This is a genomic window from Pantoea agglomerans, assembly GCF_021397715.1.
Taxonomy (GTDB): Bacteria; Pseudomonadota; Gammaproteobacteria; order Enterobacterales; family Enterobacteriaceae; genus Pantoea; species Pantoea astica.
Genome location: NZ_CP090207.1, coordinates 2,640,431 through 2,666,322 on the forward strand (window position 1 = coordinate 2,640,431; position 25,892 = coordinate 2,666,322).

Sequence of the window (25,892 nt, forward strand, 5' to 3'; positions counted from 1 at the left end):
CCTCTTATTCCTTTCCGAGTGCAGCCGTCAGTGATGCACTGTCGTTGACGGCAGCCGCTGTCAGGCTATCCACAATGCGTTTGGTCAGACCGGTCAGCACTTTGCCTGGACCGATCTCCAGCAGTTGAGTCACGCCCTGTGCCGCCATCGCTTCCACGCTTTCAGTCCAGCGAACCGGGCTGTAAAGCTGGCGAACCAGCGCATGACGAATCGCACCAGCGTCAGTTTCCGCTTTCACATCGACGTTATTAATCACCGGTACGGCAGGCGTATTGAAGGTGATGGACTCAAGCGCAACGGCCAGTTTGTCGGCTGCAGGCTTCATCAGCGCGCAGTGTGAAGGGACGCTGACCGGTAACGGCAGCGCACGTTTAGCACCGGCAGCTTTACAGGCCGCGCCAGCACGCTCTACCGCTTCTTTGTTACCGGCGATGACCACCTGACCTGGCGAGTTAAAGTTAACCGGCGAGACCACCTGCCCTTGTGCACTCTCTTCACAGGCTTTGCGAATGGACGCATCATCCAGGCCGATAATCGCCTGCATCGCGCCCGTGCCTTCCGGCACCGCTTCCTGCATCAGTTTGCCACGCAGCTCAACCAGCTTGATCGCATCGGCAAAATCGAGCACACCCGCACAGACCAGCGCGGAATATTCACCCAGGCTGTGACCGGCCATCATTGACGGCTGTTCACCGCCCTGCTGCTGCCAGACACGATAGATAGCGACCGAAGCGGCTAACAGCGCAGGCTGAGTCTGCCACGTTTTATTCAACTCTTCAGCCGGACCCTGGCTGACTAACTGCCATAAGTCATATCCCAGTGCCGCAGAGGCTTCGCGGAAAGTCTCTTCCACCTGCGGCCAGGCAGCGGCTAAATCTGCCAGCATACCGACCGTCTGTGAACCCTGGCCTGGGAAAACAAAAGCAAATTTCGTCATCTTACGTTCCTGTCAATCAAAAGCGAACCAGTGCAGAACCCCAGGTGAATCCACCACCAAAGGCTTCCAGCAAAATAAGGTGTCCGGGTTTGATGCGGCCATCACGGACCGCTTCATCCAGTGCGCTTGGCACAGATGCGGCAGAAGTATTGCCGTGGCGATCCAGGGTAACCACGACTTTATCCATGGTCATCCCCAGTTTTTTCGCCGTCGCGCTGATAATGCGCAGGTTGGCCTGATGTGGCACCAGCCAGTCCAGCATTTCGCGATCGAGGTTGTTCGCCTGCAGGGTTTCATCAACGATGTGCGCCAGCTCGGTAACCGCCACTTTGAACACTTCGTTGCCGGCCATTGTCACGTAGGCAGGTTTATCCTGATGGGCGCGATCCTGATAAGGCAGAGTCAGCAACTGAGCATAACGACCATCGGCGTGCAGATGGGTGGAGATAATCCCCTGCTCTTCGCTTGGGCCAAGCACTACCGCACCTGCGCCGTCACCAAACAGAATGATGGTGCCACGATCTTCGGGATCGAGCGCGCGCGCCAGCACGTCTGCGCCGATTACCAGGGCATGCTTCACCGCGCCATTTTTAATGTACTGATCGGCCACGCTCAGGGCGTAGGTAAAGCCCGCACAGGCGGCAGCAAGGTCAAACGCCGCGCAGTCTTTGATCTCCAGCATTTGCTGGATCATGCAGGCGGAGCTGGGGAAGGCATGACTGGAAGAAGTTGTGGCGACAATAATCAGCCCAACATCGTTCGCTTCAACGCCGGCCATTTCAAGGGCGCGTTGAGCCGCGCTGAATCCCATGGTGGCGACCGTCTCGTCAGGCGCAGCAATACGGCGCTCACGGATGCCGGTGCGGGTGACAATCCACTCGTCCGACGTCTCCACCATTTTTTCCAGATCGGCATTGGTGCGAACCTGGCTAGGCAAATAACTGCCCGTACCGATAATTTTGGTATACATCTAGGCTTTGTCACTCCTGGCTAATACAGCATCAAGGCGCGCAGCAATTCGTTCGGGAACCTGCTGCCGCACCGCCTGCTCTGCCTGTTCGATCGCCACGGCAAAGGCATGTTGATTTGCTGCACCGTGGCTCTTGATCACTGTTCCGCGCAATCCTAACAGACAAGCGCCATTGTACTGGTCTGGGTTGAGATGCCCGAAGCGCTTCGCCAGACGTTTCTGAATCCAGCGTCCCAGCAACCTCAGCCACCATGACCGTTTTTTGCCTTCCCCTGACGACTTCAGCAGGGAAAGAAACATTCTTACCACGCCTTCCATGGTCTTCAGCGTGACATTACCGACAAACCCGTCACAGACCATCACATCCGTTTTACCGGTGAGTAGCTCATTACCTTCAAGGTAACCAATATAGTTGATCTGCGGTGATTCTCGCAGGATTACCGCTGCGTCGCGAATGGTTTCCAGCCCTTTGGTCTCTTCGTGACCAATATTGAGCAGTGCGACACGCGGTCGGGCAATGCCGAGGACATGCTCCGCCATCACCGATCCCATCACCGCAAACTGAACCAGCATCGCGCTGTCTGAACCGACGTTGGCGCCCAGATCCAGCACCACCGTTTTACCCTGCTGCTGGTGCGGTAACACGGACATCAGCGCCGGGCGTTTAATACCGTCCAGCGGCCTGAGCATCAGCGTGGCCAGCCCCATCAGCGCGCCGGTATTTCCTGCGCTGACGCAGGCCTGCGCACGTCCCTCTTTCACCATCTCCAGCGCCACACGCATTGAGCTGCCGCGACTGTTTCGGATGGCCTGAGCGGGCCGCGCATCACTTGCAATAACCGATTCGGCAGGAATCACCTGCAAACGCCCCAGTAAGGAGGAATCCGCTTTGGCAAGCAATGGCGTGAGGATGTCGGGATTACCGACCAGAAGAAGGAACAGCTGCGAATGAGAGGCCAGTGCCTGCAATGCTGCAGGCACTGTCACGCAAGGACCGAAGTCCCCGCCCATGGCATCAATAGCCAGGGTCAAACGTGTCAAGGTATCGCCTTGCTAAGCAAGAAACTTACTTAACGATAACCTTGCGACCGCGGTAGTAACCATCCGCAGTAATGTGGTGACGCAGATGAGTTTCGCCAGAAACTTTATCTACTGACAGAGCAGCAGTGGTCAGCGCATCGTGCGAACGACGCATACCACGCTTAGAACGGGTGGGTTTATTCTGTTGTACGGCCATGGACCTTACTCCTATTACTTACGCTTTAAACTGGCTAATACGGCAAATGGATTTGGTTTCTCCGCCTCTGCAGGCAGTTTGCCAAAGACCATGTCCGCCTCGGACACTTCACAGTGTTCAGAATCATGTACCGGAACGACCGGCAGCGCGAGAATGATTTCATCCTCGACAACTGCCAGCAGATCGATCTCACCAAACTCGTTGACATCGACCGGCTCGTACGCTTCCGGCAATGCCTCGGCCTGCTCTTCAGAAGAGACAGGACTGAAGCAATAACTTACGTGTACATGATGAGGAAAGGTCTGGTTGCAGCGCTGACAACGCAACGTCACTTGTACTTCAGCTGTACCCGTCAGTACCGCCAGACGTTGACTGTCAACTGCAAACGACATGGCACAATCCACATCACTGTCCACACTAACTACTGACTCGGCCACGCGCTCCACCTGTACAGATGTGTAGACACCTTGATAATCAAGGCGTTTTTGAGCGGTGCGGACCGGGTCCAGCGTCAGGGGTAATTTTACCTTTTGCATAGGGCGCGCATATTAACTTTGTAATGTCATAGAGTCAAAGAAAAAGGCCGTTAAACAGCATCTTTCAACCACTATTCGCATCCAGTGCGGCGCACAGTTTAAAATGACTGTCACCAATTCGCTATCACTATTGAAAAAAAATGACCACATCGATTCTTTTAGCTTCCACCTCGCCTTTTCGCAAGGCGTTATTAGACAAGCTGGGCCTGCCCTTTATCACCGCCGCCCCCGAGGTGGATGAAACCCCGCAGCCCGGTGAAACCGCGGAAGTGCTGGTCTCACGCCTTGCCGTCGCGAAAGCAAAAGCGCTGGCTCAGGCCTACCCCGATCACTGGATCATCGGCTCCGATCAGGTCTGCGTGCTGAACGGGATGATTACCGGTAAACCGCACACCGTGGAGAATGCCCGGGCGCAGCTACGCGCCGCCAGCGGCAACCGCATCACCTTCTATACCGGTCTGGCGCTTTTTCACCCCGCCAGTCAGCAACTGATGCAATGTTGTGAGCCTTTTGTGGTGCACTTTCGTGATCTTAGCGAAGCGGAGATCGCTGCCTATATAGAGAAGGAACAGCCGCTGTACTGTGCCGGCAGTTTCAAAAGTGAAGGCCTGGGGATTTGTCTGTTTGATCGGTTAGAGGGACGCGATCCCAATACGCTGGTGGGACTGCCGCTGATCGCGCTCAACGGCATGTTACGGCAAGCCGGCATCAATCCGCTGTCGGCGTGATGCCAGCGCGCAATTACGCTTTTAGCTGACGTAGCCGGAGCAGGCACTGCTTCAGGCCGTCATCCAGCGGTGCTTCCACCCGCATCACTTCGCCGGTGCCGGGATGAGTAAAGGTGAGCGCCGCAGCGTGCAGGAACAGCCGCTTTAAGCCGGTTGAGGCCAGCTGGCTGTCGAACTCACGCTCCCCGTAGCGATCGTCGAAAGCAATCGGGTGGCCAGCATGGAGAGTATGGACGCGGATCTGGTGCGTACGCCCGGTCACCGGGCTGGCTTTAATCAGCGTGGCAAACTCAAAACGCTCTTCTACTTTAAAGCGGGTTTCTGACGGTTTCCCTTCGCTGCTGACGCGCACGATACGTTCGCCGCTCTGCAGAATATTTTTCAGTAGCGGCGCCTGCACTACTTTCAGGTGTGAAGGCCAGTTACCGCGCACCAGCGCCAGGTAATCTTTCTGCATCCCCTTTTCGCGCAGCTGTTCATGCAGAGAACGCAGCGCCGAGCGCTTCTTCGCCACCAGTAAAATGCCGGAGGTATCACGATCCAGCCGATGAACCAGCTCCAGGAAGCGCGCTTCGGGCCGCAAGGCACGTAATCCCTCGATGACCCCAAAGCTCAGCCCGCTACCGCCGTGCACTGCGGTGCCGGACGGCTTATTCATCACCAGCAGGGATTCATCTTCATACAGGATGGCATCGGCCAGCGAGGCGACTTTAGCCAGCTTCGGTGAGACGGCATCCTCATCGCGCTCGGCGACCCGCACCGGCGGAATACGGACCTCATCACCCGCCTCAAGCTTGTACTCCGGCTTGACGCGCTTTTTATTCACCCGCACCTCGCCTTTACGTACGATGCGATAAATCATGCTTTTCGGCACACCTTTCAGTTGGGTGCGCAAAAAGTTATCAATGCGTTGTCCGGCATTTTCAGCCGTGATGGCGACAAATTGTACGCCCGGATTCTCTGTTTTCATGGCGGCGATTCTAAATAGTGTCCCCTGATAGCGCCACCCCTTTTTCTGTGCTTAACTCTGGGGTTAGTGTCGCGATAAGCGGCCCGGCTGCTGGCTTTTTCAACAACCTGGCGCTTGACCCGATATATTATGGTGCTAAATGTAAAGAAACTTCACAAGCTGGCTAAAGTCGCCTTGCTATATGAAGGTTAGCAATGGAATAATGCTTAAGTTTCTTACCTGAAGGGTTTCAGGGCAGAAAAAGAGCGAAATTGTCATTTTGCCGGATCGAGCAGACACGCAGCAATGGCGTAAGACGTAATGCGAAATCAGGCACTTAGCGGGCTGCGGGTTGCGGCCTGGACAGCAGTATGGAGTGCACGGGTTTTTTATTTCTCTCAGGCATTTCCACTATCTGGTGCTGTTTTCCCTTATGAAAAACAGGCCACCGACGTTATTTGCGCCCCTCGCGCGGTCGACAGCCGTGAGGCTGACGACATTGCACTAAGTCACGGGGCCATCGGTTGATACTCGTCCAGGGTAACTATGCCCGCAGCTGTAATCACTCATGAAAGAATAACGAGTAAGTCACGATGAAAAGAATGTTAATAAACGCAACTCAGCAGGAGGAGTTGCGCGTTGCCCTGGTTGACGGTCAGCGTCTGTACGATCTGGATATCGAAAGCCCAGGACACGAACAGAAAAAAGCCAACATTTACAAAGGTAAAATCACTCGCATTGAACCCAGCCTTGAAGCTGCGTTTGTCGATTATGGCGCAGAGCGTCACGGTTTCCTCCCTTTAAAAGAAATCTCCCGCGAATATTTCCCCTCCAGCTACAACGCGCATGGTCGTCCGAATATCAAAGACGTGCTGCGTGAAGGTCAGGAAGTCATTGTTCAGATCGATAAAGAAGAACGCGGCAATAAAGGCGCTGCGCTGACCACCTTTATCTCTCTGGCGGGCAGCTATCTGGTACTGATGCCGAACAACCCACGTGCAGGCGGTATCTCCCGTCGCATCGAAGGTGACGATCGTACCGAACTGAAAGAAGCCCTGTCGGCGCTGGAACTGCCGGAAGGCATGGGATTGATCGTCCGCACCGCCGGTGTCGGTAAATCTGCCGAATCGCTGCAGTGGGATCTGAGCTTCCGTCTGAAACACTGGGAAGCGATTAAAAAAGCCGCTGAAAACCGTCCGGCGCCGTTCCTGATTCATCAGGAAAGCAACGTCATCGTTCGTGCATTCCGCGACTATCTGCGCCAGGACATCGGCGAAATCCTGATTGATAATCCGAAAGTACTGGAACTGGCGCGTCAGCATATCGCTGCGCTGGGCCGTCCGGATTTCAGCAGCAAAATTAAGCTCTACACCGGTGAAATCCCGCTGTTCAGCCACTATCAGATCGAATCGCAAATCGAATCCGCTTTCCAGCGTGAAGTCCGCCTGCCTTCCGGCGGCTCGATTGTGATCGATAGCACCGAAGCGTTAACCGCAATTGATATCAACTCAGCACGCGCTACGCGCGGCGGCGATATCGAAGAGACAGCGTTTAACACTAACCTTGAAGCGGCAGACGAGATTGCCCGTCAGCTGCGTCTGCGTGACCTCGGCGGCCTGATCGTTATCGACTTTATCGATATGACGCCGGTCCGCCATCAGCGCGCGGTAGAAAATCGTCTGCGTGAAGCGGTGCGTCAGGACCGTGCGCGTATCCAGATTAGCCACATTTCTCGCTTCGGCCTGCTGGAGATGTCACGCCAGCGTCTGAGCCCGTCGTTAGGTGAATCAAGCCATCACGTCTGCCCACGCTGTAGCGGCACCGGCACCATTCGTGATAACGAATCACTGGCGCTGTCGATCCTGCGCCTGATTGAAGAAGAAGCGCTGAAAGATAACACCAAAGAAGTGCACGCCATCGTGCCAGTTCAGGTGGCCTCTTACCTGCTGAATGAGAAGCGTGAAGCGGTCAATGCCATTGAAAAACGCCAGGGCGGCGTGCGGGCCATCATTGTTCCAGATGACAAGATGCAAACCCCACACTATTCCGTGCTGCGCGTACGTAAAGGTGAAGAGACCCAGACGCTGAGCTACCATCTGCCGAAGCTGCATGAAGCTGAAATGGCGCTGCCATCGGAAGAGGAGCACGGCGAACGTCGTCGTCCTGAGCAGCCAGCGCTGGCGGCCTTTGTCATGCCTGATGCGCCTCCTGCACCGGTTGAAGTTGCACCCGAAGCGCCACGCGCTGAAGCGCAACCGGCAGCGAAAGCGCCAACCGTCGCGGCACCAGCAACCGTCAGCACCGGCTTCCTTGGCCGCCTGTTCGGTGGGCTGAAGAAAATGTTCGGTGGCGAAGACGCCCCTGCGGCAACGCCAGCTACGCCTGAAGTTGCAGAACCGAAGAAAGCGCCGGAAAGCGAAGAAGAGAACGCAAATCAGCGCGGCGATCGTCGCAACAACAACCGTCGCAATAACAACCGTCGTGAGCGTACGCCGCGTAACGGTGAAAATGGTCAGGCACGTGAAAGCCGCGAACCGCGTGAGCCGCGTGAAAGCCGTGAACCACGCGAGAGCCGCGAGCCGCGCGAAAACCGTGAGCCACGTGAAGGCAATGATAACCGTCGCAACAAGCGTCAGTCTCAGCCTAACGAGGTGCGTGAAGAGCGTCCGGCACTGAGCGAAGAAGCCCGTCAGCAGCGCGACGAGCAGCAGCAACAGCGTCGTGAGCAACGTGCTGAACGTCAGCGTCGTCGTCAGGAAGAGAAACGCGCCCAGCAGGAAGCCGCGAAAGCTGCCGAGCAGCCAGTGGTTGCCGAGGCTGTAGCTGAAACCCCTGAAGCGCAGGATGACGAACGCGTGCAGGTGATGCCGCGTCGTAAGCCGCGTCAGCTGAGCCAGAAAGTCCGCGTTGATGATAATCGTCAGCCACTGCCTGCAGAAGCCATGGATATTGCCGTGCCGACTGAAGCGCGTGTGGTACCGCAACCAGCGGCCGACGTACTGCCAACCGAAGCCCCACAGATCGAAGAGCAGGATGATAACGACAGCCGTGATAACGCCAATATGCCGCGTCGCTCACGCCGTTCGCCACGTCATCTGCGCGTCAGCGGTCAGCGTCGTCGTCGTTATCGTGATGAGCGTTACCCAACCCAGTCAGCCATGCCTCTGGCGGCTGCAGCCGCGTCGCCAGAAATGGCCTCCGGTAAAGTGTGGGTACGCTATCCGGTCAGCCAGACCAGCGAAGAGCAGGTAGTGCAGGATGCCGTTCAGGAAACGCCAGATTACAGCCGTGAAGAGACCGCAGGCGCCATTGCACTGCCGGTTGCTGCTGCGGTTGAATCAGATGCGTCACAGGACGCCCCCGTGCAGCAGGCTGAACCGCAGGCCGAAACGCCGGTGCCGGTGGTGAACACTGACGATACCCGTGCGATCGATGCACCGGTTGATCATCAGCCGTCTGTGATCCCAGCCGCGGCTGAAGCGATCGCTGAAACCATCGCTGCTCAGGCACAGCCTGCTGAGCCGGTAAGCGAAATGCCCGATGCTGCACAGAGTGATGAAGCGGCACAGCCCGCAGAGATGGCTCAACAGGCCCCGGTCGAAGTCAGCCGTGAAACTGAAGCACAGGTAGAAGAAGTGCTGAATGCCCCGATCGCAGCCGACGCTGAGACGGTGTTAAGCACTGAGCCTCATGCGCCTGTCGCGGCACGTGACGTTGAACCTGCACCGGTGGCAGCATCGCCAGCGCCGGTTGCTGCTGAGCCTGCCGCTGAACCGGTTGCCGCTGCTGAGCCTGCCGTCGCCGCAGATGTCACCCGCTGGAAGCACTTCGCTTCTGCGCCAATGACCAAAGCGCCTGCGCCGGTCTGGCAGCCAGAACCGGCACGTCACAGCGACTGGGTACGTTCTCCGTACCAGTTCGATGGACGTGGTTCTGCTGGCGGTCACGCGGCTACCCATCAGGCCACGGCACCAGCGACTAAGCCATAACGCTGACCTTGCTCTGAACCTGACCCCGGCCTGCAAGCCGGGGTTTTTTTATGCCTGTTTTCTGTGGCTCAGCTGGCATACAGGCAAAAAAAATCCCACCCTCTTTTATCAGGAGGATGGGAGAAACTAAGCGCACCCGGTTAAAGTACGCTCAAATTTTCAGGTCAGATTATGAATTCAGCTGGAACAGGGACATCTTAGACATATCGGTAAAGGTCTTGTACGACGCCTGCAGCGCCGTCTGCTGCATGGTGTAACTGGAAATCGCCTGGGTATAATCCACATCCACCAGGTCGCTCATCTGCGAGCTGTAAATCACGTTACGATCGTCGCCCTGGGCATCCAGCGTATCGAGTTCCGACAGCTGAGTCCCGATTTCGGAGCGCACGGTTAAGACGTTGTTCAGCGAGTTGCCAAGACCGCGGTTGGTTTTATCCATCGCATCCTGGAACGTCTGTTTAGTGGCGGCATCCGCATCATCCTGCGGCACTTTCAGCGCGGCAATGGCGCTATCCAGCATGGCGAACAGGTTGGTTTCGCTGGCGCTGCCGTCCGGCTCTTTGGTGGCATTGCCGGTGATCGCCATGAAGATATCGTCACCGGTATGGCCGACGGTCATGCTGCGGCTGCTGTCCACTTTCTGAGTAATAGCATCGGTTCCGCCCGCATAGCTCACGCCAGTGCCGGCGCCATCTACAAACGGCGCGCTGTCAGTTTTGTAACCGGCAAAGATATAACGACCGTTGGCATCCTGGCTGTTAGCCTGGTTGAGTAACTGGGCGCGGATCCCTTCGAGCTGGGTCGCAATCGAGCCACGGTCATCGTCACTCAGCGTGCCGGTTGAACCATTGACGATCAGCGTTTGCGCATCCTGAATACTGCCGGTCACGCCTTTCAGCGCGTTTTCTTCCAGCGATAATCCCTGGTTAGCAAAAGTACGCGCCAGCGCGTACTGGCTGCTCTGCGACTGCGTCTGCGACAACACCACCGCGCGTGAGGCGGCAATCGGATCGTCCGATGGATTGGTGACGCGGCGGCCACTGGAGAGCTGTTCGCCCACTTTCAGCCAGGAGGCTTGCGAGTCGGTAATTCCACGCACCTGCTGGTTAAATATCATATTTGTACTGATTCGCATGCTATCCCCTACCCTTAGCGAATATTGATCAATGCATCAAAGATGGTGCTGGCAGTCTGCAGTACCTGCGCATTTGCCATGTAATATTGCTGATATTTTGTCAGGTTGGCGTACTCTTCATCGAGGTTAACCCCGGAGACCGATTGCTGCCGTTCGGTGAGCTGACTGACCACACTTTCCTGCGTGGTGCTGGTGGTTTCCAGCGAGCTGGTTTTGTTGCCGACGGTGCTGACGATACTGGCGTAAGCCTGTGCCAGCGTGGCGTTGCCGCCCACCAGTTTACTGTCCTGCAGGTTCAGCAGTTTCTGCGCATTACGGTTATCGCTTTCGCCACCTGTTGCACCGGCAGCGGCGATTTGTGATTCGCTGGTGATAGCCACTGACATGTCGTTAATCGCGTTCTGTACCGGCTTCACCAGGAAACTGTCTTTGGCAGCCGGCGCAGGGGTGGAGCCGACGGTCAGCTTCAGACCGTCAAAACTCAGCGTGGTGTCGCCGTTGCTCTCGTTGATCCGGTTAATGGCGACGGAGACGCCGTCAGACGCACGGGTCGCGGTCCAGTTGCTGCCGTCATAGCTCAGGGTGTAGTTAGAGGCTTTCAGCGCACTGGTATCGGTCCACTCAGCGGTCACCGAGGCTGCGGTGCTGTTTTTGCTGTTACTCACCACGGTCGGCGTGCCGATATTAAAGAAATCGACGCCCTGATCCCCGTTGCTGTCAAAGCCCTGCTTATGCACGGTGTTAAAGCTGGTGGTAAAGGCAGCGGCCAGCTGGCCGAGCTGGTTCTGCGCCAGATCGAGATCCTGCGAGCGGAACGCCAGCAGGCCACCGAGCGAACCGGTAGTAATCAGTTTTTCCGGGATCTCAACATTACCGGCCTGTTTGTCCACATAGCCAATGGTGGTGCGGGTCGGATCGCTGCTGGACGTCATGGCCACCAGCTGGTTTGATTTGGTGCCGTTGACCAGCGTCAGGCCGTTCGCCATTGAAACGCTATAGCTTCCATCCTGCTCCGACACGGTCACGCCGACCACATTGTTCAGGTCGCTGACCAGCTGATCGCGCTTGTCCAGCAGGTCATTCGGTGCGGTACCGGTGCCGGTCGTCAGTCTGGCGATCTGCTTGTTCAGATCCGCAATCTGCGTGGTGTAGGTATTGACCTTATCCACGCTGGAGCCGATGTCGCTGTTAACGCTGTTCTGCATGCTGGTCAGATACTGCGAAGTAGTCTGGAACTGGCTGACCAGCCCCTGGGCGTTGCTCAGCATTGACTGGCGCGCCGACGGATCGTTGGCGTTACTGACCACGTTCTGCAGGTTGGTAAAGAAGCTCTGAATCGAGGTCGACAGGCTGGTGGTCGAGGTCGATAACAGATCGTCGATGTTAGAAATCTGGCTGTACTGGGTGCTTACCGCACTGTAGTTCGCGCTGGAGCCGCGCAGCTGGGCGGCGATAAACGCATCATATTCACGCTGAACGCCGGTCACGTTAACCCCGTTGCCATAGTAGCTGTTGCCCTGCAGGGTGCTGTTAGCCTGGGCAAGAATAGTGGTCTGGCGTGAATAGCCCGCCACGGTGTAGTTGGTAATGTTGTTGCTGGTGGTGCTCAGGGCGGCCTGCGCGGCACTCAATCCGCTCATCGCGGAGTTAATTATGCTGGACATCTCGGTTCCTTACATTCCCCGTCAACCGGGCTGGCAGTCATCAAAGTGGGCGCCAGCAGGCGAAAACGCATCTGGCTTATGATGGTGTTATCGGCGTGCTTAAGTGAAACTTGAGGCTAAATGATCAGAACAGGTCACCTAAATCCTGGCTGTAGGCTTTAACGACTTTTTCGCCCATGTTCTTGAATTGCTGAATCATTCCCACCAGCTTCTGTGCATATTTGGGATCGGTGGCGTAACCCGCCGCCTGCAGTGCCTGCGCGCCCTGCTCGGCGCTTGACGCGTTAGCCACGGCGGCATAGCGGGGATTATTGGTAATCAGTTTGACGTAATCCGTCAGCGCTTCGAAATAGGAGTTGTAAACCCGGAAGCTGGCGCGCACTTTCTTCGCTTCGCCCTGCTCATATTCGGTGGTCATGATGTCGGTGGTTTCGCCTTTCCAGTCACCGCTGGCTTTAATGCCGAATACGTTGTAGCTCGGCTTGCCATCGCGGGTCAGGATCTGGCGCTGGCCCCAGCCCGACTCCAGCGCCGCCTGCGCCAGAATCAGATGGTGCGGAATACCGCTCTGCTGACTGGCGGCCTGCGCCGGTTGTGTCAGCTGCGCAATAAACTCGCGGCTGTCGGTTGGCAGGCCGGTCGGTGACGAGACCGGCAGACGCGGCATGGCTTTGCGCACCATCTGCTCCAGCTGCTGCGCCGGTTGTTGCACCGCGCCGACGGTGCTGAGAATAAAGCTGTTATCCAGCTTCATCGGCACCGTGCCAGCTTTCTCATCCGGTGCGGTGGCGGGCTGCATCTGCTTAACGATGGTTTCCGCCAGTCCGAGGCCGCGTTTGCCCATCTCCTGCGCAATCTGCTGATCGTACATTGAGGTAAAAAGTTTGGTTTGTTCGTTGCTCATCATTCCATCCTGCGGCAACGCCTCACGCATGCTTTTCAGCATCATCTGTACAAACATCCCTTCGACCTGACGGGCGACCTGCAGCGCTTTCCCTTTCGGATCGCCGCTGGCCTGGTGTTTCAGTTCGTTCAGTGAGCGGCTGTCGTAAGCCGCACTCATCAGAGATTGCGTATCCGTCATCAGATAATTTCCAGTTTGGCGCGCAGACAACCGGCGCTCTGCATCGATTGCAGAATCGACATCAGCTCAATAGGCGATGCGCCCAGCGCGTTCAGCGCACGCACCACGTTGTTCAGGTTGGCACTGGCATTAACACGCTGCAGCGCGCCACCGGTCTGACGCAGATCGATCTGGGTCTGGGTGGTCGCTACCGTCTGACCACCGGCCAGCGGCGTATCTGGCTGACTGACGTTCTGCTGCTGATTGACGGTCACCGACAGGTTACCCTGCGCCACCGCACACTGATTCAGCGTCACTTCGCGGTTCATCACCACGGAACCGGTACGGGAGTTGATGATCACTTTCGCATCCTCAACCGGTATCGAAACGTTGATGTTCTGGATATCCGCCAGCAGACGCACCTGGGCACCGTTATTCGGTGAGACGCGGATCTGAACGGTTCGGGCATCCAGCGGCTGGGCGGCACCGTAACCGCCACGCGCGTTAATCGCATCGGCAATCCGCTGCGCCATTGAGAAGTCTTCGCTGTTCAGCTGCAGGTTGATGGTGTTCTGCGAGCCAAAGTTGCTTTGCAGTTCCCGCTCAACCGTTGCCCCGCCGGTAATCCGGCCGCCGTTCAGCTGGTTAACCTGCACGCTGCTGCCGCCTGCCGACGCGCCCGCACCGCCGACCAGGATGTTACCCTGCGCCAGTGCATAAACCTGGTTATCGACCCCTTTCATCGGGGTCATCAGCAGCGTACCGCCGCGCAGGCTTTTGGCGTTACCCAGTGACGACACCACCACGTCCAGCGTCTGTCCCTGACGGGCAAACGCCGGCAGTTTGGCGGTCACCATCACTGCCGCCACGTTTTTCAGCTGCATGTTAGTGCCGGTCGGCACGGTAATGCCGAGCTGTGACAGCATGTTGCTCACCGTCTGGGTGGTGAACGGCGTCTGGGTGGTCTGGTCACCGGTTCCGTCCAGCCCGACCACCAGGCCATAGCCAAGCAACTGGTTTTCACGCACGCCCTGTACGGTGGTCAGATCGCGAATTAAATCGGCCTTTGCCAGCAGGCTGACGCCCAGCAGCAGCGCCACTCCGATTCGCAACAGCGTTAACTTTTTCATTGAAACCTCTTACATCGGCGAGATGTTCAGGAAGAAACGCTGCAACCAACCCATGGTCTGCGCCTCATTGATATAACCGTTTCCGACGTACTCAATACGCGCATCGGCGACGGCGGTAGATAACACGGCGTTGCTGGCGCTGATGGTGCGTGGGTTAACCACGCCCGAGAAGCGAATGAACTCCGTGCCCTGATTAATGGCGATCTGTTTCTCGCCCACCACGTGCAGGTTGCCGTTCGACAACACCTGATCCACGGTGACGGTAATGGTGCCGGTAAAGGTGTTGTTGGCGGAGGCGCCGCCTTTACCTGCGAAATCATTTTTGCCTTCGGCGCCAAAGTTGGCTTTCTCGCCACCGGCACCCACCAGTCCTGCCAGCCCGGTCGGAACCGCGCTTAAACCGAAGCTGTTGCTGCCATCGCGGCTGGCATTCGCCGAGGAGCTTTTGCTGGCACTGACGTTTTCCTGCAGCGTAATCGTCAGAGTGTCGCCAATGTTGCGTGGGCGGCGATCTTCAAACAGCGGCTGATAGCCGTAGTTGAGCGGCGCAACGCCCTGGAAAATTGAGCCGTTTACCACCGGTGGCGCGGACGGCATCGGCTGCGCCGTGGTCGCCCCTTCTACCAGCGGTGTACGCGGTACCAGTGCACAACCGTTAAGGGTTAGCAGCAACGAGGCGACTAACCAATGTCCAGGCTTGAGAATCTGTTGCTTCGCCACGGAGTCACGACCTTATCAATATCTGTTCTTCAGGCCAGCCGGAGCTGGCCCTGCTGTGGATTAAATCTGAGTCAGTTTCGCCAGCATCTGATCGGAGGTGCTGATCGCTTTGCTGTTGATTTCATAGGCGCGCTGGGTCTGGATCATGCTGACCAGCTCTTCCGCCACGTTGACGTTCGACGTTTCGGTATAGCCCTGGTAGAGCAGACCCGCGCCATTCTGGCCAGGGGTGCTGTCGGTGGGGGCGCCCGATGCCTGCGTTTCCTGATAGAGGTTTTCACCCACGCTATCGAGACCGGCATCGTTCATAAAGGTGCTCAGGGTTAACTGGCCGACCTGGGTCGCCTGGGTCTGTCCCTGCTGCGTCACGCTCACTACCCCGTCACGCGCCACGGTGATGCTGGTGGCGTTGGCCGGAATGGTGATGCCTGGCTGCACCGGGAAACCGGAGTTGGTCACCAGCTGGCCGTTCTGATCGACCTGGAAAGCGCCGTCACGGGTATAAGCCGAGGTGCCATCCGGCATCTGAATCTGGAAATAGCCCTGACCATTAATCGCGATATCTTTCGAGTTGCTGGTCTGCGACAGGTTGCCCTGGGTATGCAGACGTTCAGTGGTCACCGGACGGACACCGGTACCAATCTGCAGGCCAGAAGGCAGCGTCGTCTGTTCTGACGACTGGGTGCCCGGCTGACGCATGGTCTGATACATCAGATCTTCGAACACCGCACGCGAACGTTTAAAGCCGTTGGTGCTGACGTTTGCCAGGTTGTTGGCAATCACGTCCATGTTCATCTGCTGTGCATCAAGACCGGTTTTCGCGATCCATAAAGAACGAATCATGTTGTTATCCTCGCGCCTTAGCTGCTCATGTTCAGCAGCTGGTTGGCTTTTTGTTCGTTTTCATCGACGTTAGTGATGACTTTCATCTGCATCTCAAAACGTCGGGCGTTGGCGATCATGTCGACCATGGTTTCCACCGGTTTCACGTTGCTGCCTTCCAGTACGCCAGGCATCACCTGCATGGTAGGGTCAGCCTGCAACGCCGCACCGCGCGTGGCCTGCGTGGCCGCTGTCGGACGGAACATGCCGTCGTCGCTGCGCTGCACCTCTTTGCCGGTGGCGCGCACCAGCTTGAGCTTACCGAGCTGGACAGTGGCATTCGGCGCATCGCCGGCATTCAGGCCGGTGATGGAACCGTCGGCGGCAATGGTGATTTCCGATCCCTGCGGGATCACAATCGGACCGCCATCACCCATCACAGGATTGCCCTGAATCGTCAGCGTACCGTTCGGGCTGATTTGCATGTTGCCGTTGCGGGTATAGGCTTCGCTGCCGTCAGCGGTACGCACCGCCAGCCAGCCATCCTGCTGCACCGCCACGTCGAGTGGGCGCTCGGTGTAATCCATGGTGCCCTGACTCATATCGGCGCCTGGCGTTGACGCCGTCACCAGCGTGCGGGTCGGCAGGGACCAGCCATTGACCGGCACCGCACGCAGCGCATTAAGCTGCGCACGGAAGCCTGGCGTTGAGGCGTTGGCGAGGTTGCTGGCGGTAACCGCCTGCTGATCCAGCGTCTGGCTGGCCGCGCCCATCGCGGTATATATCGCGTGATCCATAAAGCAATCCTGTTAGCGAATTAACGTAAGTTAACCAGCGTGTTAAGAATCTGGTCCTGAGTTTTGATGGTCTGCGCGTTCGCCTGATAGTTACGCTGCGCCACGATCATGTTCACCAGCTCTTTACTCATGTCGACGTTAGAGGCTTCCAGCGCGCCGGCAGTCAGTGAGCCGAAGGTGCCGGTGTTCGCCAGACCAATCGCCGCCTGACCTGAAGCGTTAGAGGCAGACCAGACGTTATCGCCCTGTGACTGCAGGCCTTCCGGGTTAGAGAAGCTTGCCAGGACGATCTGACCCAGCAGCTGGGTTTTCTGGTTGGAGTAGGTGCCGGTGATGGTGCCGTCATCGTTGATGGCGTAGCTGGTCAGATCGCCAGGCGCATAACCATCCTGAGTCGGGCTGCCAAAGGTGGTGCTGCCGGTGTTCTGCTGCAGGCTGCCCAGCATGCTCAGGGTGATCGGCTGATTGGCCACCGCGCCGTTAGCGGCGGCAGTCTGGCCTGGTGCCGGTACGTTAAGGGTTAAGCCTACGGTGCCATCGGTGCTGCTGCTGACCACGGCGCCATTGGCGTCCAGCTTGTCCATGCTGGTCAGTTTGCCGCTGGTGTCGAATGCCATTTTGAAGTCACCCGCGGAGTAGCCGGTGTTGGCGTCGATAGCGTGCACGGTCCAGCTGTTGCTGGCGGTGTCTTTGACAAAGTACATGTCGAGCGCATGGTCGTTACCCTGCGAGTCGAACACGGTCGCCGTGGTCTTTTTGTTATAGCTGTCGGCGTTGGCGGTCGAGAAAGTCGTGACCGTCGGGGCAGTGTCAGTGGAGTTCAGGTTCGCAACCAGGCCGGTGGTGGTGGTCGCGCGTGCCGGCATCTGCTCGGTCGGAATGCTGATCGCAACCGGGTTTGCGCCCGCCTGGATGGTGGCCGGTGAGCCGCTGGCCGGATAACCGGTCACGTTCAGACCCTGGGTGTTGATCAGGTTACGGTTGGCATCCAGTGTGAACTGACCGTTACGCGAATAGTAAACCGCGCCGCTGGTGTCCGTCATACGGAAGAAACCGTTGCCGCTCAGCGCGACGTCGAGGCCACGGCTGGTGGTGGTGGTCGAACCGTCGTTAAAGTTCTGAATCACCGCAGCAACTTTGGTGCCGAGGCCGACGTTAGAACCGGCAAACATATCGGCAAAGGCGATGGTGCTTGATTTAAAACCCGCTGTCGCGGAGTTGGCGATGTTGTTACCGATGACATCAAGGTTACTTGAGGCAGCGCCAAGGCCGCTGACCGCTTGGGAAAATGACATGTGTGTGTCTCCTGTCTACAGGTTAATCAGAGAATCTGACGTACTTCGTCAAGGGAAGCGGAGCCCATGGTGCCGAGATCCAGTTTTGTGGTGTCGTTCGCGGTACTTACCCCATTGACGTAGGCGTAGTTAAGCGGTTGTGCCACCAGTTGTGTGCTGCCATTGCTTGCCGCAATCGCAACGCTGTATTTACCGTCTGGCGCGGTGGAGCCGTCGCTCAGTTTGCCGTCCCACGAGAAGGTATGAACGCCAGCGCTGAGTGCGCCGAGGTCAACGGTATCGATCACCGAGCCGTTAGCATCTTTAATCGTGGCGGCGGTTGCGGTTGAGGCCGACGCCAGCTCAACACCAAACGGCGTGGTGGTGCCGCTGCCGACCAGTACCTGCGAGCCGTTGACCATTACGCCATGCCCAATCAGCGTGGAGCTTTGCAGCGACTGGCTGGTGCTGATCTGGCCGGAGATCGATCCCAGCGTGGTGTTCAGTTTTTCAATTCCGCTCAGGGTGTTGATCTGCGCCAGCTGAGTGGTCAGCTGGCTGTTGTCCATCGGATTGGTGGGATCCTGGTTCTGTAACTGGGTCACCAGCATGGTGAGGAACTGATTCTGCAGATCCTGCGCGCTGTTGCCGGTGCCACTGGTGCTGGAAGAGCTGAGGACCGTGGGGTCCAGCTTCTCGTTAACGCCTACCGCGATAGCCATAATTTTTCTCCGTTATTGCCCGATCGTCAGGGTTTTCATCATCATCGACTTCACGGTGTTGAGCACTTCGACGTTAGCCTGGTAACTGCGCGACGCTGACATGGTGTTGACGGTCTCAGACACCACATCCACGTTCGGCATCTTCACGTAGCCTTTGGCATCTGCCATCGGGTTACCTGGGTCATACACCAGTTTTGCCGGGGTCGGATCGTCGACCACCTTCGCCACTTTTACGCCGCCGGTGGCCGCGCCAGGTGCCGCATCGGTCTGAAACACCACCTGTTTAGCGACGTAGGGTTGCCCATCCGGGCCGGTAACGCTGTCGGCGTTGGCCAGGTTACTGGCACTGACGTTTAATCGCTGTGATTGCGCGGTCATCGCTGAGCCGGCAATGTCAAAAATGTTCAGCAAGGCCATAATTATTGCCCTTGTAACACGCTCATCATGCCTTTGATCTGGCTACTGATAAGGGTGAGGTCGGTTTGATATTTCAGGCTGTTATCCGCGAACTGGGTACGTTCACGGTCCATATCTACTGTGTTGCCGTCGGCGGCTGGCTGATCGGGAATGCGATAGAGCATATCCATCGACGGTGCCGAGTTGGTCTGTGCTTCAATGTGGCGAGCTGACGTGACTTTTAACGCCATGCTGCTGCCTTCCGCACGACCATTGGCCATCACCCGACTCAGCTCGCTGGCAAAGTCGATATCCCGGGCCTGATAACCAGGGGTATCGGCGTTGGCAATGTTTGACGCCAGGATCTCCTGACGTTGAGCACGCAGGTTGAGGGCTTCCGTACCAAATTTCAGCGCCGCATCCAGTTTGTCGAGCATGGTTCCTCCGCAAATGAGAATTTCGAGCTGGCAGCTTAATTTGGAAAAGCAAGAGGTGATCGTCTGAATAAGGCCAAAAACCCATGCTATTTTGACTCTTGAATAATTTTTGCTGCGCGTAGACTCGTTGCCATCATCAGTGAGGAAAAGCACATGCGTGGATATCAAACCCTGCTGGCCAGCCTGCTGGTCCTGATCGCCCTGCCGGTGACGGCCGGGGATTTCAGTGCGCAACTGGAACAATTTTTTAAAGCCCGTGATGCGCAGCATGCCGCAGGCATGAAGGTGGTGGTCCGCACGCCGCAGGCCCAGTGGCCCGACTGCGACACGCCAGCATTTACGCTGCCAGGCAATAGCCGCCTGTGGGGCAATATGAGCGTGGCGGCAAACTGCGGTGAGAACCGCCGCTACATTCAGGTCCAGGTGCAGGTCACCGGGTCTTACCTGGTGGCTAACCGGCTGTTAACGCGGGGCAGCAGCGTCAGCACGGCTGATTTCAGCCTGCAGACCGGCCGGCTGGACGTTCTGCCAGCGCGTTCGCTGCTCAACGATGAGGCGGTAGCGGATGCGGTGGTACTGCGCGATATCCAGCCAGGCCAGCCGATTAACCCGTCGATGCTGCGTCAGCCGTGGCGGGTCAAGGCGGGTCAGAATGTGATGGTGATTGCCAGTGGCGACGGATTTGACGCCAGCGGTGAGGGTAAGGCGCTGAACAATGCCACCCAGTCACAATGGGTACGGGTACGGATGGGAAACGGGCAGATCGTTAGCGGTCGGGTGCGGGATGATGGGAATATTCTTATAACACTATAAAGCGTTAAAGAAGCCAGTTGTTCTGCCGATAGAAGAATCAACTAAGCAATTACGCTATTCTGATTCAGGTGGCAGACTCCCCTGACCGTACAGGAGCTTGAATATGAGCATCGACAGAACGCAACCGCTGAAACCCGCCAGCACCGTACAGAGCCGCGATACCAGCGAGCCCGCCACGCCTAAAGTGCGTCAAAGTACCACGCCGGCGGCCAGCACCACACCCGCCGCCGCGCAGGTCAGCCTGAGCAGCGCTCAGTCACAGCTGATGCAGCCGGGCAGCCAGGACATTAACGTCCAGCGGGTTGAACAACTGAAAACCGCCATTCGTAATGGCGAACTGAAAATGGATACCGGCAAGATCGCCGACGCGCTGATTGCCGACACTAAGGCGTATTTAGAGGGTAACTAGTCCCCATGAGTAACTTGCTGACCACATTAGATAAGATGCAGGATGTGCTGGCATCGCTGTCGACCCTGCTGGACGAAGAACAGCAGCAGCTGTCGGCCGGAAACATTAACAGCAACCTGTTGCAGCGCATTACCGAAGATAAAGGCGCGCTGCTCAGTACGCTGAACTATCTGGATGAGATGCGCCGGACTGCCGAGCAAAGTCTGGCAACCCAGGCACCTTATCGTGGTCAGAACGAGATGGCGAGCCGCTGGCAGCGCATTGAGCAGCATACCCGTCGCCTGCAGGATGCCAACGTGCATAATGGCATGTTGCTGCAACATCAGATTCGTTTTACCCAGGATGCCCTGCAGGTGCTGAAACCGCACCAGACTCAGGCTTTCTATGGCCCGGATGGGATGGGTAAAGGTCAGGCGACGCTCAGCCGCAAAGCCTGACGGCTGACTGAGCAAAAAATCCTGCCAGGTGCCTGATGCTCGTCAGTTAAGGTTACCTTTGCAAAGGCTGTCACGATCAAACGTGGCAGCTTTTTTTTTGGGCAGGAGTGCGGGCCTGCGCACCGCTGCTGCTGCCGGGCCGTCCTCGCGCCGCTGCGCGGTACCTTCGGCTTTGACGTCGTGCCGACGAACCGTTCGGGGATCGGCCCTCCCTGGCCGGCCCCGAACTCTCCACGCTTCCCGGCGTGGCGTTCTGGCCCAACGTCACGCCTCAGCGCTGCGGATAGCCCTTTCAGCAGCAGAGGCGCCCAGGCCTCCACTATCGTGCCCTTTTTAACAGCACGCACTGAAGTTTCAGAGCAGGCTGGGGCCGATCAGGGGCAGGCAATCCGCAGCGCTGAACATTAGCCAGGAGAGCCCGCAGGACGCGGGCGAAAGGCGGGGCGGCACAGGATGTGCCATCCCCGGCGGTCCGTCAGGCAGAGGAATGACGTGAAGGTACCGCGCAGCGGCGCGAGGACCGCCAGCCCCTGAGCGGCACCAGACTGCGTTCTCACCCGTCGCTTAACTGATCAGCATTACGCAAGTGCGGGATTTTTCGCATCCGGACTGTATATCCGGACGTTGCTGTTACACCGCAGTGCGTCGCGCATAGTCGCGCAAGCGGAAGCCCAGCAGCCCGAGCGTCAGGAAGTACGCCCCACCGCCGACCGCACAGACCGCCGCCAGACGCAGCAGCCGCCACAGCATCACGCCCTGTTCCCACGCTGGCATCCATTGCAGCATCGCAAACAGCGCCGCCGCCATCGCCAGTACCGCGATCACCAGACGGATCAGAAAACTGGCCCAGCCGGGCTGCGGCATAAAGATCTGCTTTTTACGCAGTTGCCAGTAGAGCAGCGCCGCGTTGAGACAGGCAGCCAGGCCAATCGACAGTGACAAGCCCGCGTGCTTCAGCGGACCGATAAATGCCAGGTTCATCAGTTGCGTCATAATCAGGGTCACTATCGCAATCTTCACCGGGGTTTTGATGTCCTGCCGCGAATAGAAACCCGGTGCCAGCACTTTTACCACAATCAGCCCCATCAGTCCGACTGAGTAAGCAATCAGCGCGCGCTGGGTCATCGCCGCATCAAAGGCGGTGAACTTGCCGTACTGAAACAGCGCAATGGTCAGCGGTCCGGAGAGCATCCCCAGCGCCACGGCACTGGGCAGCGCCAGCAAAAAGCAAAGACGCAAACCCCAGTCCATCAGCCGCGAATATTCATCGTGATTGCCGCTGGCAAAACTTTTCGCCAGCGACGGCAGCAGGATCGTTCCCAGCGCCACGCCGAGTACGCCGGACGGGAACTCCATCAGCCGATCAGCGTAATACATCCACGAGACCGATCCCGAAACCAGAAAAGAGGCGAAAATGGTATTGATGATCAGGGAAATCTGGCTGACCGAGACGCCAAGAATCGCCGGCCCCATCTGACGCATCACCCGCCAGACGCCTGCATCGCGCAGGTTCAGCCGTGGCAGCACCAGCATCCCGAGCTTCTTCAGGTGCGGCAGCTGGTAGCCAAGCTGCAGCACGCCGCCTGCCACTACCGCCCATGCCAGCGCCATCACCGGAGGATGGAAATGCGGCGCGGCAAACAGCGCGAAACCAATCATGCTGACGTTAAGCAGCGTCGGCGCAAAGGCCGGGACCGAAAAACGGTTCCAGGTATTCAGCACCGCGCCCGCCAGCGAGGCGAGTGAAATCAGCATGATATAGGGAAAGGTGACGCGCAGCAGCGAACTGGTCAGGGCAAACTTGTCTGCGCTGTCGGCAAAACCCGGCGCAGTGATCATAATCACCCACGGCGCGGCGATCATCCCCGCCACGGTGACCAGCGCCAGTGCCAGCGTCAGCAGGCCAGAGACGTAAGCGAGGAACAGGCGCGTTGCCTCTTCGCCCTGCTTGCTTTTATATTCCGCCAGGATCGGCACAAACGCCTGTGAGAAGGCCCCTTCAGCAAAAATTCGCCGCAGCAGATTAGGGAGTTTAAAAGCGACAAAGAACGCATCGGTCGCCATTCCGGCGCCAAACACCCGCGCCACAATGGCATCACGGGCAAAGCCCAAGACGCGGGAAAACAGGGTCATGGAACTGACCGCTGCCAGCGATTTCAACAAATTCATAATTGACGGCGCATCCTGAAAAGAATCGGCAAAATGAGAGACTTAGCGCGGGCATCCTGATGATGCCCGGCGATAGTCTACTGCCACGGCGGGAAATGACCAGCACGGAGTGTTACAAGGCATTATGACGGCGTTGCGTCACGCCACAGTTTTTCCACCACCCGCTGCGCCATTAGGGCCTGTTCGCCGCTGGTTTCAGGCATCGTCTGATTTTGTACGCACTGGATAAAATGGTGCGCCGCGCCGCTGAACCCGCGCTGCACCAGATGGCTCTGCCAGGCTGGCGGTGGCGCAATCAGCAGGCCGGCTGCCGTTTCTTCCTGCCAGTCACGCATTTCGCTGATATCGATACATTTACTGTCGCACACCGCACTGACCCGCTCGCGCTGACTGCCTGCGCGCCGGTGCATACTGGTGGTGACTGGCACGCCGCCCAGGTTGAAATGGTGCTCGGCGTAAAGCATCTCTCCCTGAGGAGTGGTGGTAATCCGCCCCTGAACCTCACTAAACGGCTGACCGCCAAGCCACAGCGCGGTATCCACCACGTGCAGATAGTCATCAAGCAGGGTGAAACGCAGATCGTGCGGCCCGACGCTGTCGCTACGGTGCTTTTCGATGCGCAGTGAGGCGACCCTATTCATCTCCGCCCGGAGTTGCAGATAGCGCGGGGCAAAGCGGCGATTAAAGCCCACCATCAGTTTGCGCTGCTGCTTTTCAGCAAGCTCAACCAGCGCTTCCGCCTGATCGAGCGTTTCCGCCAGCGGCTTATCGACGCAGACATCTTTCCCCGCCAGCAACAGCGCTCTGACCACCTGATAGTGGCTCGCGGTGCTGCTGTGAACAAACACCGCGTCGCAGGCCGCCGCTAAATCGTCGAGCGAGCTGAAACAGCGCATCCGGAAACTGTCGCAAATCGGCTGGGCTTTGGCCTGATTTGGCGAAAACGCCCCGACCAGCGACCAGCTGGACGCGGTTGATAACACGGGCAACCAGGCTTTCTGCGCGATCCCGCCCAGTCCCACCACGCCAATGCGTAACGTCATTTTAGCTCTCCGGTTGCAGCAGTTGAGTAAGTTGCGCCTGCAGTTGCGCTACCTGATGTTCCAGCGCCGCGACGCGGGTCGAAAGGTCGTCCTGATCCGCGCCCGATATCGGTTCTGGCACCTCAGCGTCATCGTTAAGCAGATGAATAAAACGGTGTTCGCGCTTGCCCGGCTCGCGAGCCAGACGCATCACCCTGGCGCTATCCTCACGCTGCAACAAGGCGTCGAGCGTCTGCTCCACTTCGCTGACATCGCTGAACTCATGCAGACGTCCGCTACGGGTGCGCAATTCACCCGGCGTCTGTGCGCCGCGCAGCAGCAGCAGAGTCAGCACGGCCACTTCTGCGCTGCTGAGCTTCAGCGCGCCAAAGGCAGAGTTGCAGAAGCGCTGTTCATACTTCATCACCCGCTGGCCCGATCCACTGCTGACGGTCACCAGATGCCGTTTTTCCAGCTGATCGAGCTGATCCTGCACCTCCGTCTCGCTGAGATTCATCACCGGTTCACGGTTCGATTTCTGATTACAGGCGCTGACCACGCCATTGAGAGAGAGCGGATACTGTTCCGGCGTGGTGACCTGCTTCTCCAGCAGGCAGCCCAGCACACGCAACGCCTGCGCCGACAACGTCAATTTCATTCCCGATTCCTTATGATTATCCACGCCGATCCGACGTCCATTCCCGCCAGGTTAATGCTGTCAGGACGTGATCCTGCCAGCGGCCGTCGATCAACAGATAATCTTTGGCGTAACCCTCTTTTTCGAATCCTAGCCGCGCCAGCAGATCGCCGCTGCGCTGGTTGTGTGGCATGTAGTTGGCCATGATGCGGTGAATATGCTGCTGACGCTGCATATAGCGAATAGCGGACTGCAGCGCTTCGAACATCATGCCCTGGCCCTGCCATTTCTCACCCAGTGAGTAGCCCAGGTAACAGGCGTGAAACGACCCACGCAGCACGTTGCTGAAGTTCGCCACGCCGCGCACTTCGGTTTCTTCGCTGTCCATCAGAATGAAGTAGAATGCCGATCCCTGCTTATGCATATCGGTAATCAGCCCCAGCCGCGCCTGCCAGCCAGAGGGATAGCAGTGGCTTTCATCGCGCACCGGTTCCCACGGTTTTAAAAACAGGCGGTTTTCCGCGTAGTAATCTGCCAGCCGCCAGGCATCACGCTCGTGAACCAGACGGACCACCAGCCGGTCGGTGGTTAATCGCACCCTGGGCGCGGCAGAACGATAGCCAAACATCCTGACTCCTGAAATCAATGGCTGATAAAGATGAGCCGTCATTACCCTGTATTCACTATAACCGCCGCCTGGGCTGCGGTAAAATGTTACCCGCGATTGCGCTGCAAAGGCCTTGATTTTGCGCGGTTATCACCCTTCCTCAGCGGGCTGAGCCACGCCCATGATCCCCGTGGTAGCGGCGAGCAGGCCACCTGCTGCCAGCCGGTTTGCCCTGCTGCTTAATCTCTTCCATACTTTTTGGCGAGCCCGAAAACAGAATGAATTGATGCAT

26 protein-coding genes are annotated in these 25,892 nt (G+C 57.7%); 5 read left to right on the forward strand and 21 right to left on the reverse strand.

The window, feature by feature from the left end; translation table 11 throughout:
• Window positions 1-4: 4 nt before the first annotated feature.
• Genes fabD through yceD form a run of 5 tightly spaced genes read right to left on the reverse strand, consistent with a single transcriptional unit; the run spans window position 5 to window position 3,680 of the window.
• On the reverse strand, window positions 5-937 hold the full coding sequence (gene fabD / locus LZU96_RS12505) for an ACP S-malonyltransferase (RefSeq protein ID WP_233984629.1): 933 nt from the start codon (window positions 935-937) through the stop codon (window positions 5-7).
• Window positions 938-953: 16 nt separating this feature from the next.
• Complete coding sequence (locus LZU96_RS12510; RefSeq protein WP_094120388.1) at window positions 954-1,907, reverse strand: beta-ketoacyl-ACP synthase III; 954 nt, start codon at window positions 1,905-1,907, stop codon at window positions 954-956.
• Window positions 1,908-2,948, reverse strand: coding sequence for a phosphate acyltransferase PlsX (gene plsX, locus LZU96_RS12515; RefSeq protein WP_233984630.1), 1,041 nt, complete (start codon window positions 2,946-2,948; stop codon window positions 1,908-1,910).
• A 25-nt stretch (window positions 2,949-2,973) separates the two neighbouring features.
• Window positions 2,974-3,144, reverse strand: coding sequence for a 50S ribosomal protein L32 (gene rpmF, locus LZU96_RS12520; RefSeq protein WP_003849870.1), 171 nt, complete (start codon window positions 3,142-3,144; stop codon window positions 2,974-2,976).
• Window positions 3,145-3,158: 14 nt separating this feature from the next.
• On the reverse strand, window positions 3,159-3,680 hold the full coding sequence (gene yceD, locus LZU96_RS12525) for a 23S rRNA accumulation protein YceD (RefSeq protein ID WP_094120386.1): 522 nt from the start codon (window positions 3,678-3,680) through the stop codon (window positions 3,159-3,161).
• Window positions 3,681-3,820: 140 nt separating this feature from the next.
• Between yceD and LZU96_RS12530 the strand changes: the two genes are divergently transcribed.
• Window positions 3,821-4,408 (forward strand): Maf family protein, encoded by a 588-nt coding sequence (locus LZU96_RS12530; RefSeq protein ID WP_233984631.1) that lies wholly within the window; start codon window positions 3,821-3,823, stop codon window positions 4,406-4,408.
• A gap of 13 nt (window positions 4,409-4,421) precedes the next feature.
• On the opposite strand, the gene rluC is transcribed toward LZU96_RS12530, so the two are convergent.
• Window positions 4,422-5,378, reverse strand: coding sequence for a 23S rRNA pseudouridine(955/2504/2580) synthase RluC (rluC, locus tag LZU96_RS12535; RefSeq protein ID WP_233984632.1), 957 nt, complete (start codon window positions 5,376-5,378; stop codon window positions 4,422-4,424).
• A gap of 572 nt (window positions 5,379-5,950) precedes the next feature.
• Between rluC and rne the strand changes: the two genes are divergently transcribed.
• The gene (rne, locus tag LZU96_RS12540) at window positions 5,951-9,346 is read left to right on the forward strand and encodes a ribonuclease E (RefSeq protein ID WP_233984633.1); all 3,396 of its coding nucleotides are present in this window, start codon (window positions 5,951-5,953) and stop codon (window positions 9,344-9,346) included.
• Between the two features lie 169 nt (window positions 9,347-9,515).
• On the opposite strand, the gene flgL is transcribed toward rne, so the two are convergent.
• From flgL to flgB, 11 genes are all read right to left on the reverse strand, one after another.
• The gene (gene flgL, locus LZU96_RS12545) at window positions 9,516-10,481 is read right to left on the reverse strand and encodes a flagellar hook-associated protein FlgL (protein WP_233984634.1); all 966 of its coding nucleotides are present in this window, start codon (window positions 10,479-10,481) and stop codon (window positions 9,516-9,518) included.
• Between the two features lie 14 nt (window positions 10,482-10,495).
• Window positions 10,496-12,145, reverse strand: coding sequence for a flagellar hook-associated protein FlgK (gene flgK, locus LZU96_RS12550; protein WP_233984635.1), 1,650 nt, complete (start codon window positions 12,143-12,145; stop codon window positions 10,496-10,498).
• 124 nt (window positions 12,146-12,269) lie between these two features.
• Entirely contained in the window at window positions 12,270-13,229 is a 960-nt protein-coding gene (flgJ, locus tag LZU96_RS12555; RefSeq protein WP_233984636.1) for a flagellar assembly peptidoglycan hydrolase FlgJ, read from the reverse strand.
• Window positions 13,229-14,338 carry a flagellar basal body P-ring protein FlgI gene (locus LZU96_RS12560; protein WP_233984637.1) on the reverse strand — a complete coding sequence of 370 codons (1,110 nt, stop codon included), beginning with the start codon at window positions 14,336-14,338 and terminating at the stop codon, window positions 13,229-13,231. The genes flgJ and LZU96_RS12560 overlap by 1 nt, the downstream gene beginning before the upstream one ends.
• A 9-nt stretch (window positions 14,339-14,347) precedes the next feature.
• Window positions 14,348-15,058 carry a flagellar basal body L-ring protein FlgH gene (locus LZU96_RS12565; RefSeq protein WP_031376561.1) on the reverse strand — a complete coding sequence of 237 codons (711 nt, stop codon included), beginning with the start codon at window positions 15,056-15,058 and terminating at the stop codon, window positions 14,348-14,350.
• A gap of 60 nt (window positions 15,059-15,118) precedes the next feature.
• Window positions 15,119-15,901, reverse strand: a complete 783-nt coding sequence (flgG, locus tag LZU96_RS12570) for a flagellar basal-body rod protein FlgG (RefSeq protein WP_233984638.1) — start codon at window positions 15,899-15,901, stop codon at window positions 15,119-15,121.
• Window positions 15,902-15,918: 17 nt separating this feature from the next.
• The gene (locus LZU96_RS12575) at window positions 15,919-16,677 is read right to left on the reverse strand and encodes a flagellar basal body rod protein FlgF (protein WP_233984639.1); all 759 of its coding nucleotides are present in this window, start codon (window positions 16,675-16,677) and stop codon (window positions 15,919-15,921) included.
• Window positions 16,678-16,697: 20 nt separating this feature from the next.
• Window positions 16,698-17,972, reverse strand: coding sequence for a flagellar hook protein FlgE (gene flgE / locus LZU96_RS12580; RefSeq protein ID WP_233984640.1), 1,275 nt, complete (start codon window positions 17,970-17,972; stop codon window positions 16,698-16,700).
• Between the two features lie 26 nt (window positions 17,973-17,998).
• Window positions 17,999-18,673, reverse strand: coding sequence for a flagellar hook assembly protein FlgD (gene flgD / locus LZU96_RS12585; RefSeq protein ID WP_233984641.1), 675 nt, complete (start codon window positions 18,671-18,673; stop codon window positions 17,999-18,001).
• 12 nt (window positions 18,674-18,685) lie between these two features.
• On the reverse strand, window positions 18,686-19,090 hold the full coding sequence (gene flgC, locus LZU96_RS12590) for a flagellar basal body rod protein FlgC (RefSeq protein WP_031376557.1): 405 nt from the start codon (window positions 19,088-19,090) through the stop codon (window positions 18,686-18,688).
• A gap of 2 nt (window positions 19,091-19,092) precedes the next feature.
• Window positions 19,093-19,506 (reverse strand): flagellar basal body rod protein FlgB, encoded by a 414-nt coding sequence (gene flgB, locus LZU96_RS12595; protein WP_031376556.1) that lies wholly within the window; start codon window positions 19,504-19,506, stop codon window positions 19,093-19,095.
• A 153-nt stretch (window positions 19,507-19,659) separates the two neighbouring features.
• Between flgB and flgA the strand changes: the two genes are divergently transcribed.
• The 3 genes from flgA to flgN all read left to right on the forward strand — a co-directional run bounded on the left by flgA (window position 19,660) and on the right by flgN (window position 21,165).
• Window positions 19,660-20,319, forward strand: a complete 660-nt coding sequence (flgA, locus tag LZU96_RS12600) for a flagellar basal body P-ring formation chaperone FlgA (protein ID WP_094120373.1) — start codon at window positions 19,660-19,662, stop codon at window positions 20,317-20,319.
• Between the two features lie 103 nt (window positions 20,320-20,422).
• Complete coding sequence (flgM, locus tag LZU96_RS12605) at window positions 20,423-20,728, forward strand: flagellar biosynthesis anti-sigma factor FlgM (RefSeq protein ID WP_094120372.1); 306 nt, start codon at window positions 20,423-20,425, stop codon at window positions 20,726-20,728.
• 5 nt (window positions 20,729-20,733) lie between these two features.
• On the forward strand, window positions 20,734-21,165 hold the full coding sequence (gene flgN / locus LZU96_RS12610) for a flagellar export chaperone FlgN (protein WP_233984642.1): 432 nt from the start codon (window positions 20,734-20,736) through the stop codon (window positions 21,163-21,165).
• 630 nt (window positions 21,166-21,795) lie between these two features.
• Here the strand turns inward: flgN and murJ are convergent.
• The 4 genes from murJ to rimJ form a co-directional block, all read right to left on the reverse strand.
• Window positions 21,796-23,334 (reverse strand): murein biosynthesis integral membrane protein MurJ, encoded by a 1,539-nt coding sequence (murJ, locus tag LZU96_RS12615; protein WP_233984643.1) that lies wholly within the window; start codon window positions 23,332-23,334, stop codon window positions 21,796-21,798.
• Between the two features lie 122 nt (window positions 23,335-23,456).
• A complete protein-coding gene (locus LZU96_RS12620) occupies window positions 23,457-24,377 on the reverse strand; it encodes a Gfo/Idh/MocA family protein (protein ID WP_233984644.1) in 921 nt (306 codons plus the stop codon).
• Between the two features lies 1 nt (window position 24,378).
• The gene (locus LZU96_RS12625; RefSeq protein ID WP_233984645.1) at window positions 24,379-25,014 is read right to left on the reverse strand and encodes a YceH family protein; all 636 of its coding nucleotides are present in this window, start codon (window positions 25,012-25,014) and stop codon (window positions 24,379-24,381) included.
• Window positions 25,015-25,030: 16 nt separating this feature from the next.
• Window positions 25,031-25,621, reverse strand: coding sequence for a ribosomal protein S5-alanine N-acetyltransferase (rimJ, locus tag LZU96_RS12630; RefSeq protein WP_233984646.1), 591 nt, complete (start codon window positions 25,619-25,621; stop codon window positions 25,031-25,033).
• Window positions 25,622-25,892: the final 271 nt, after the last annotated feature.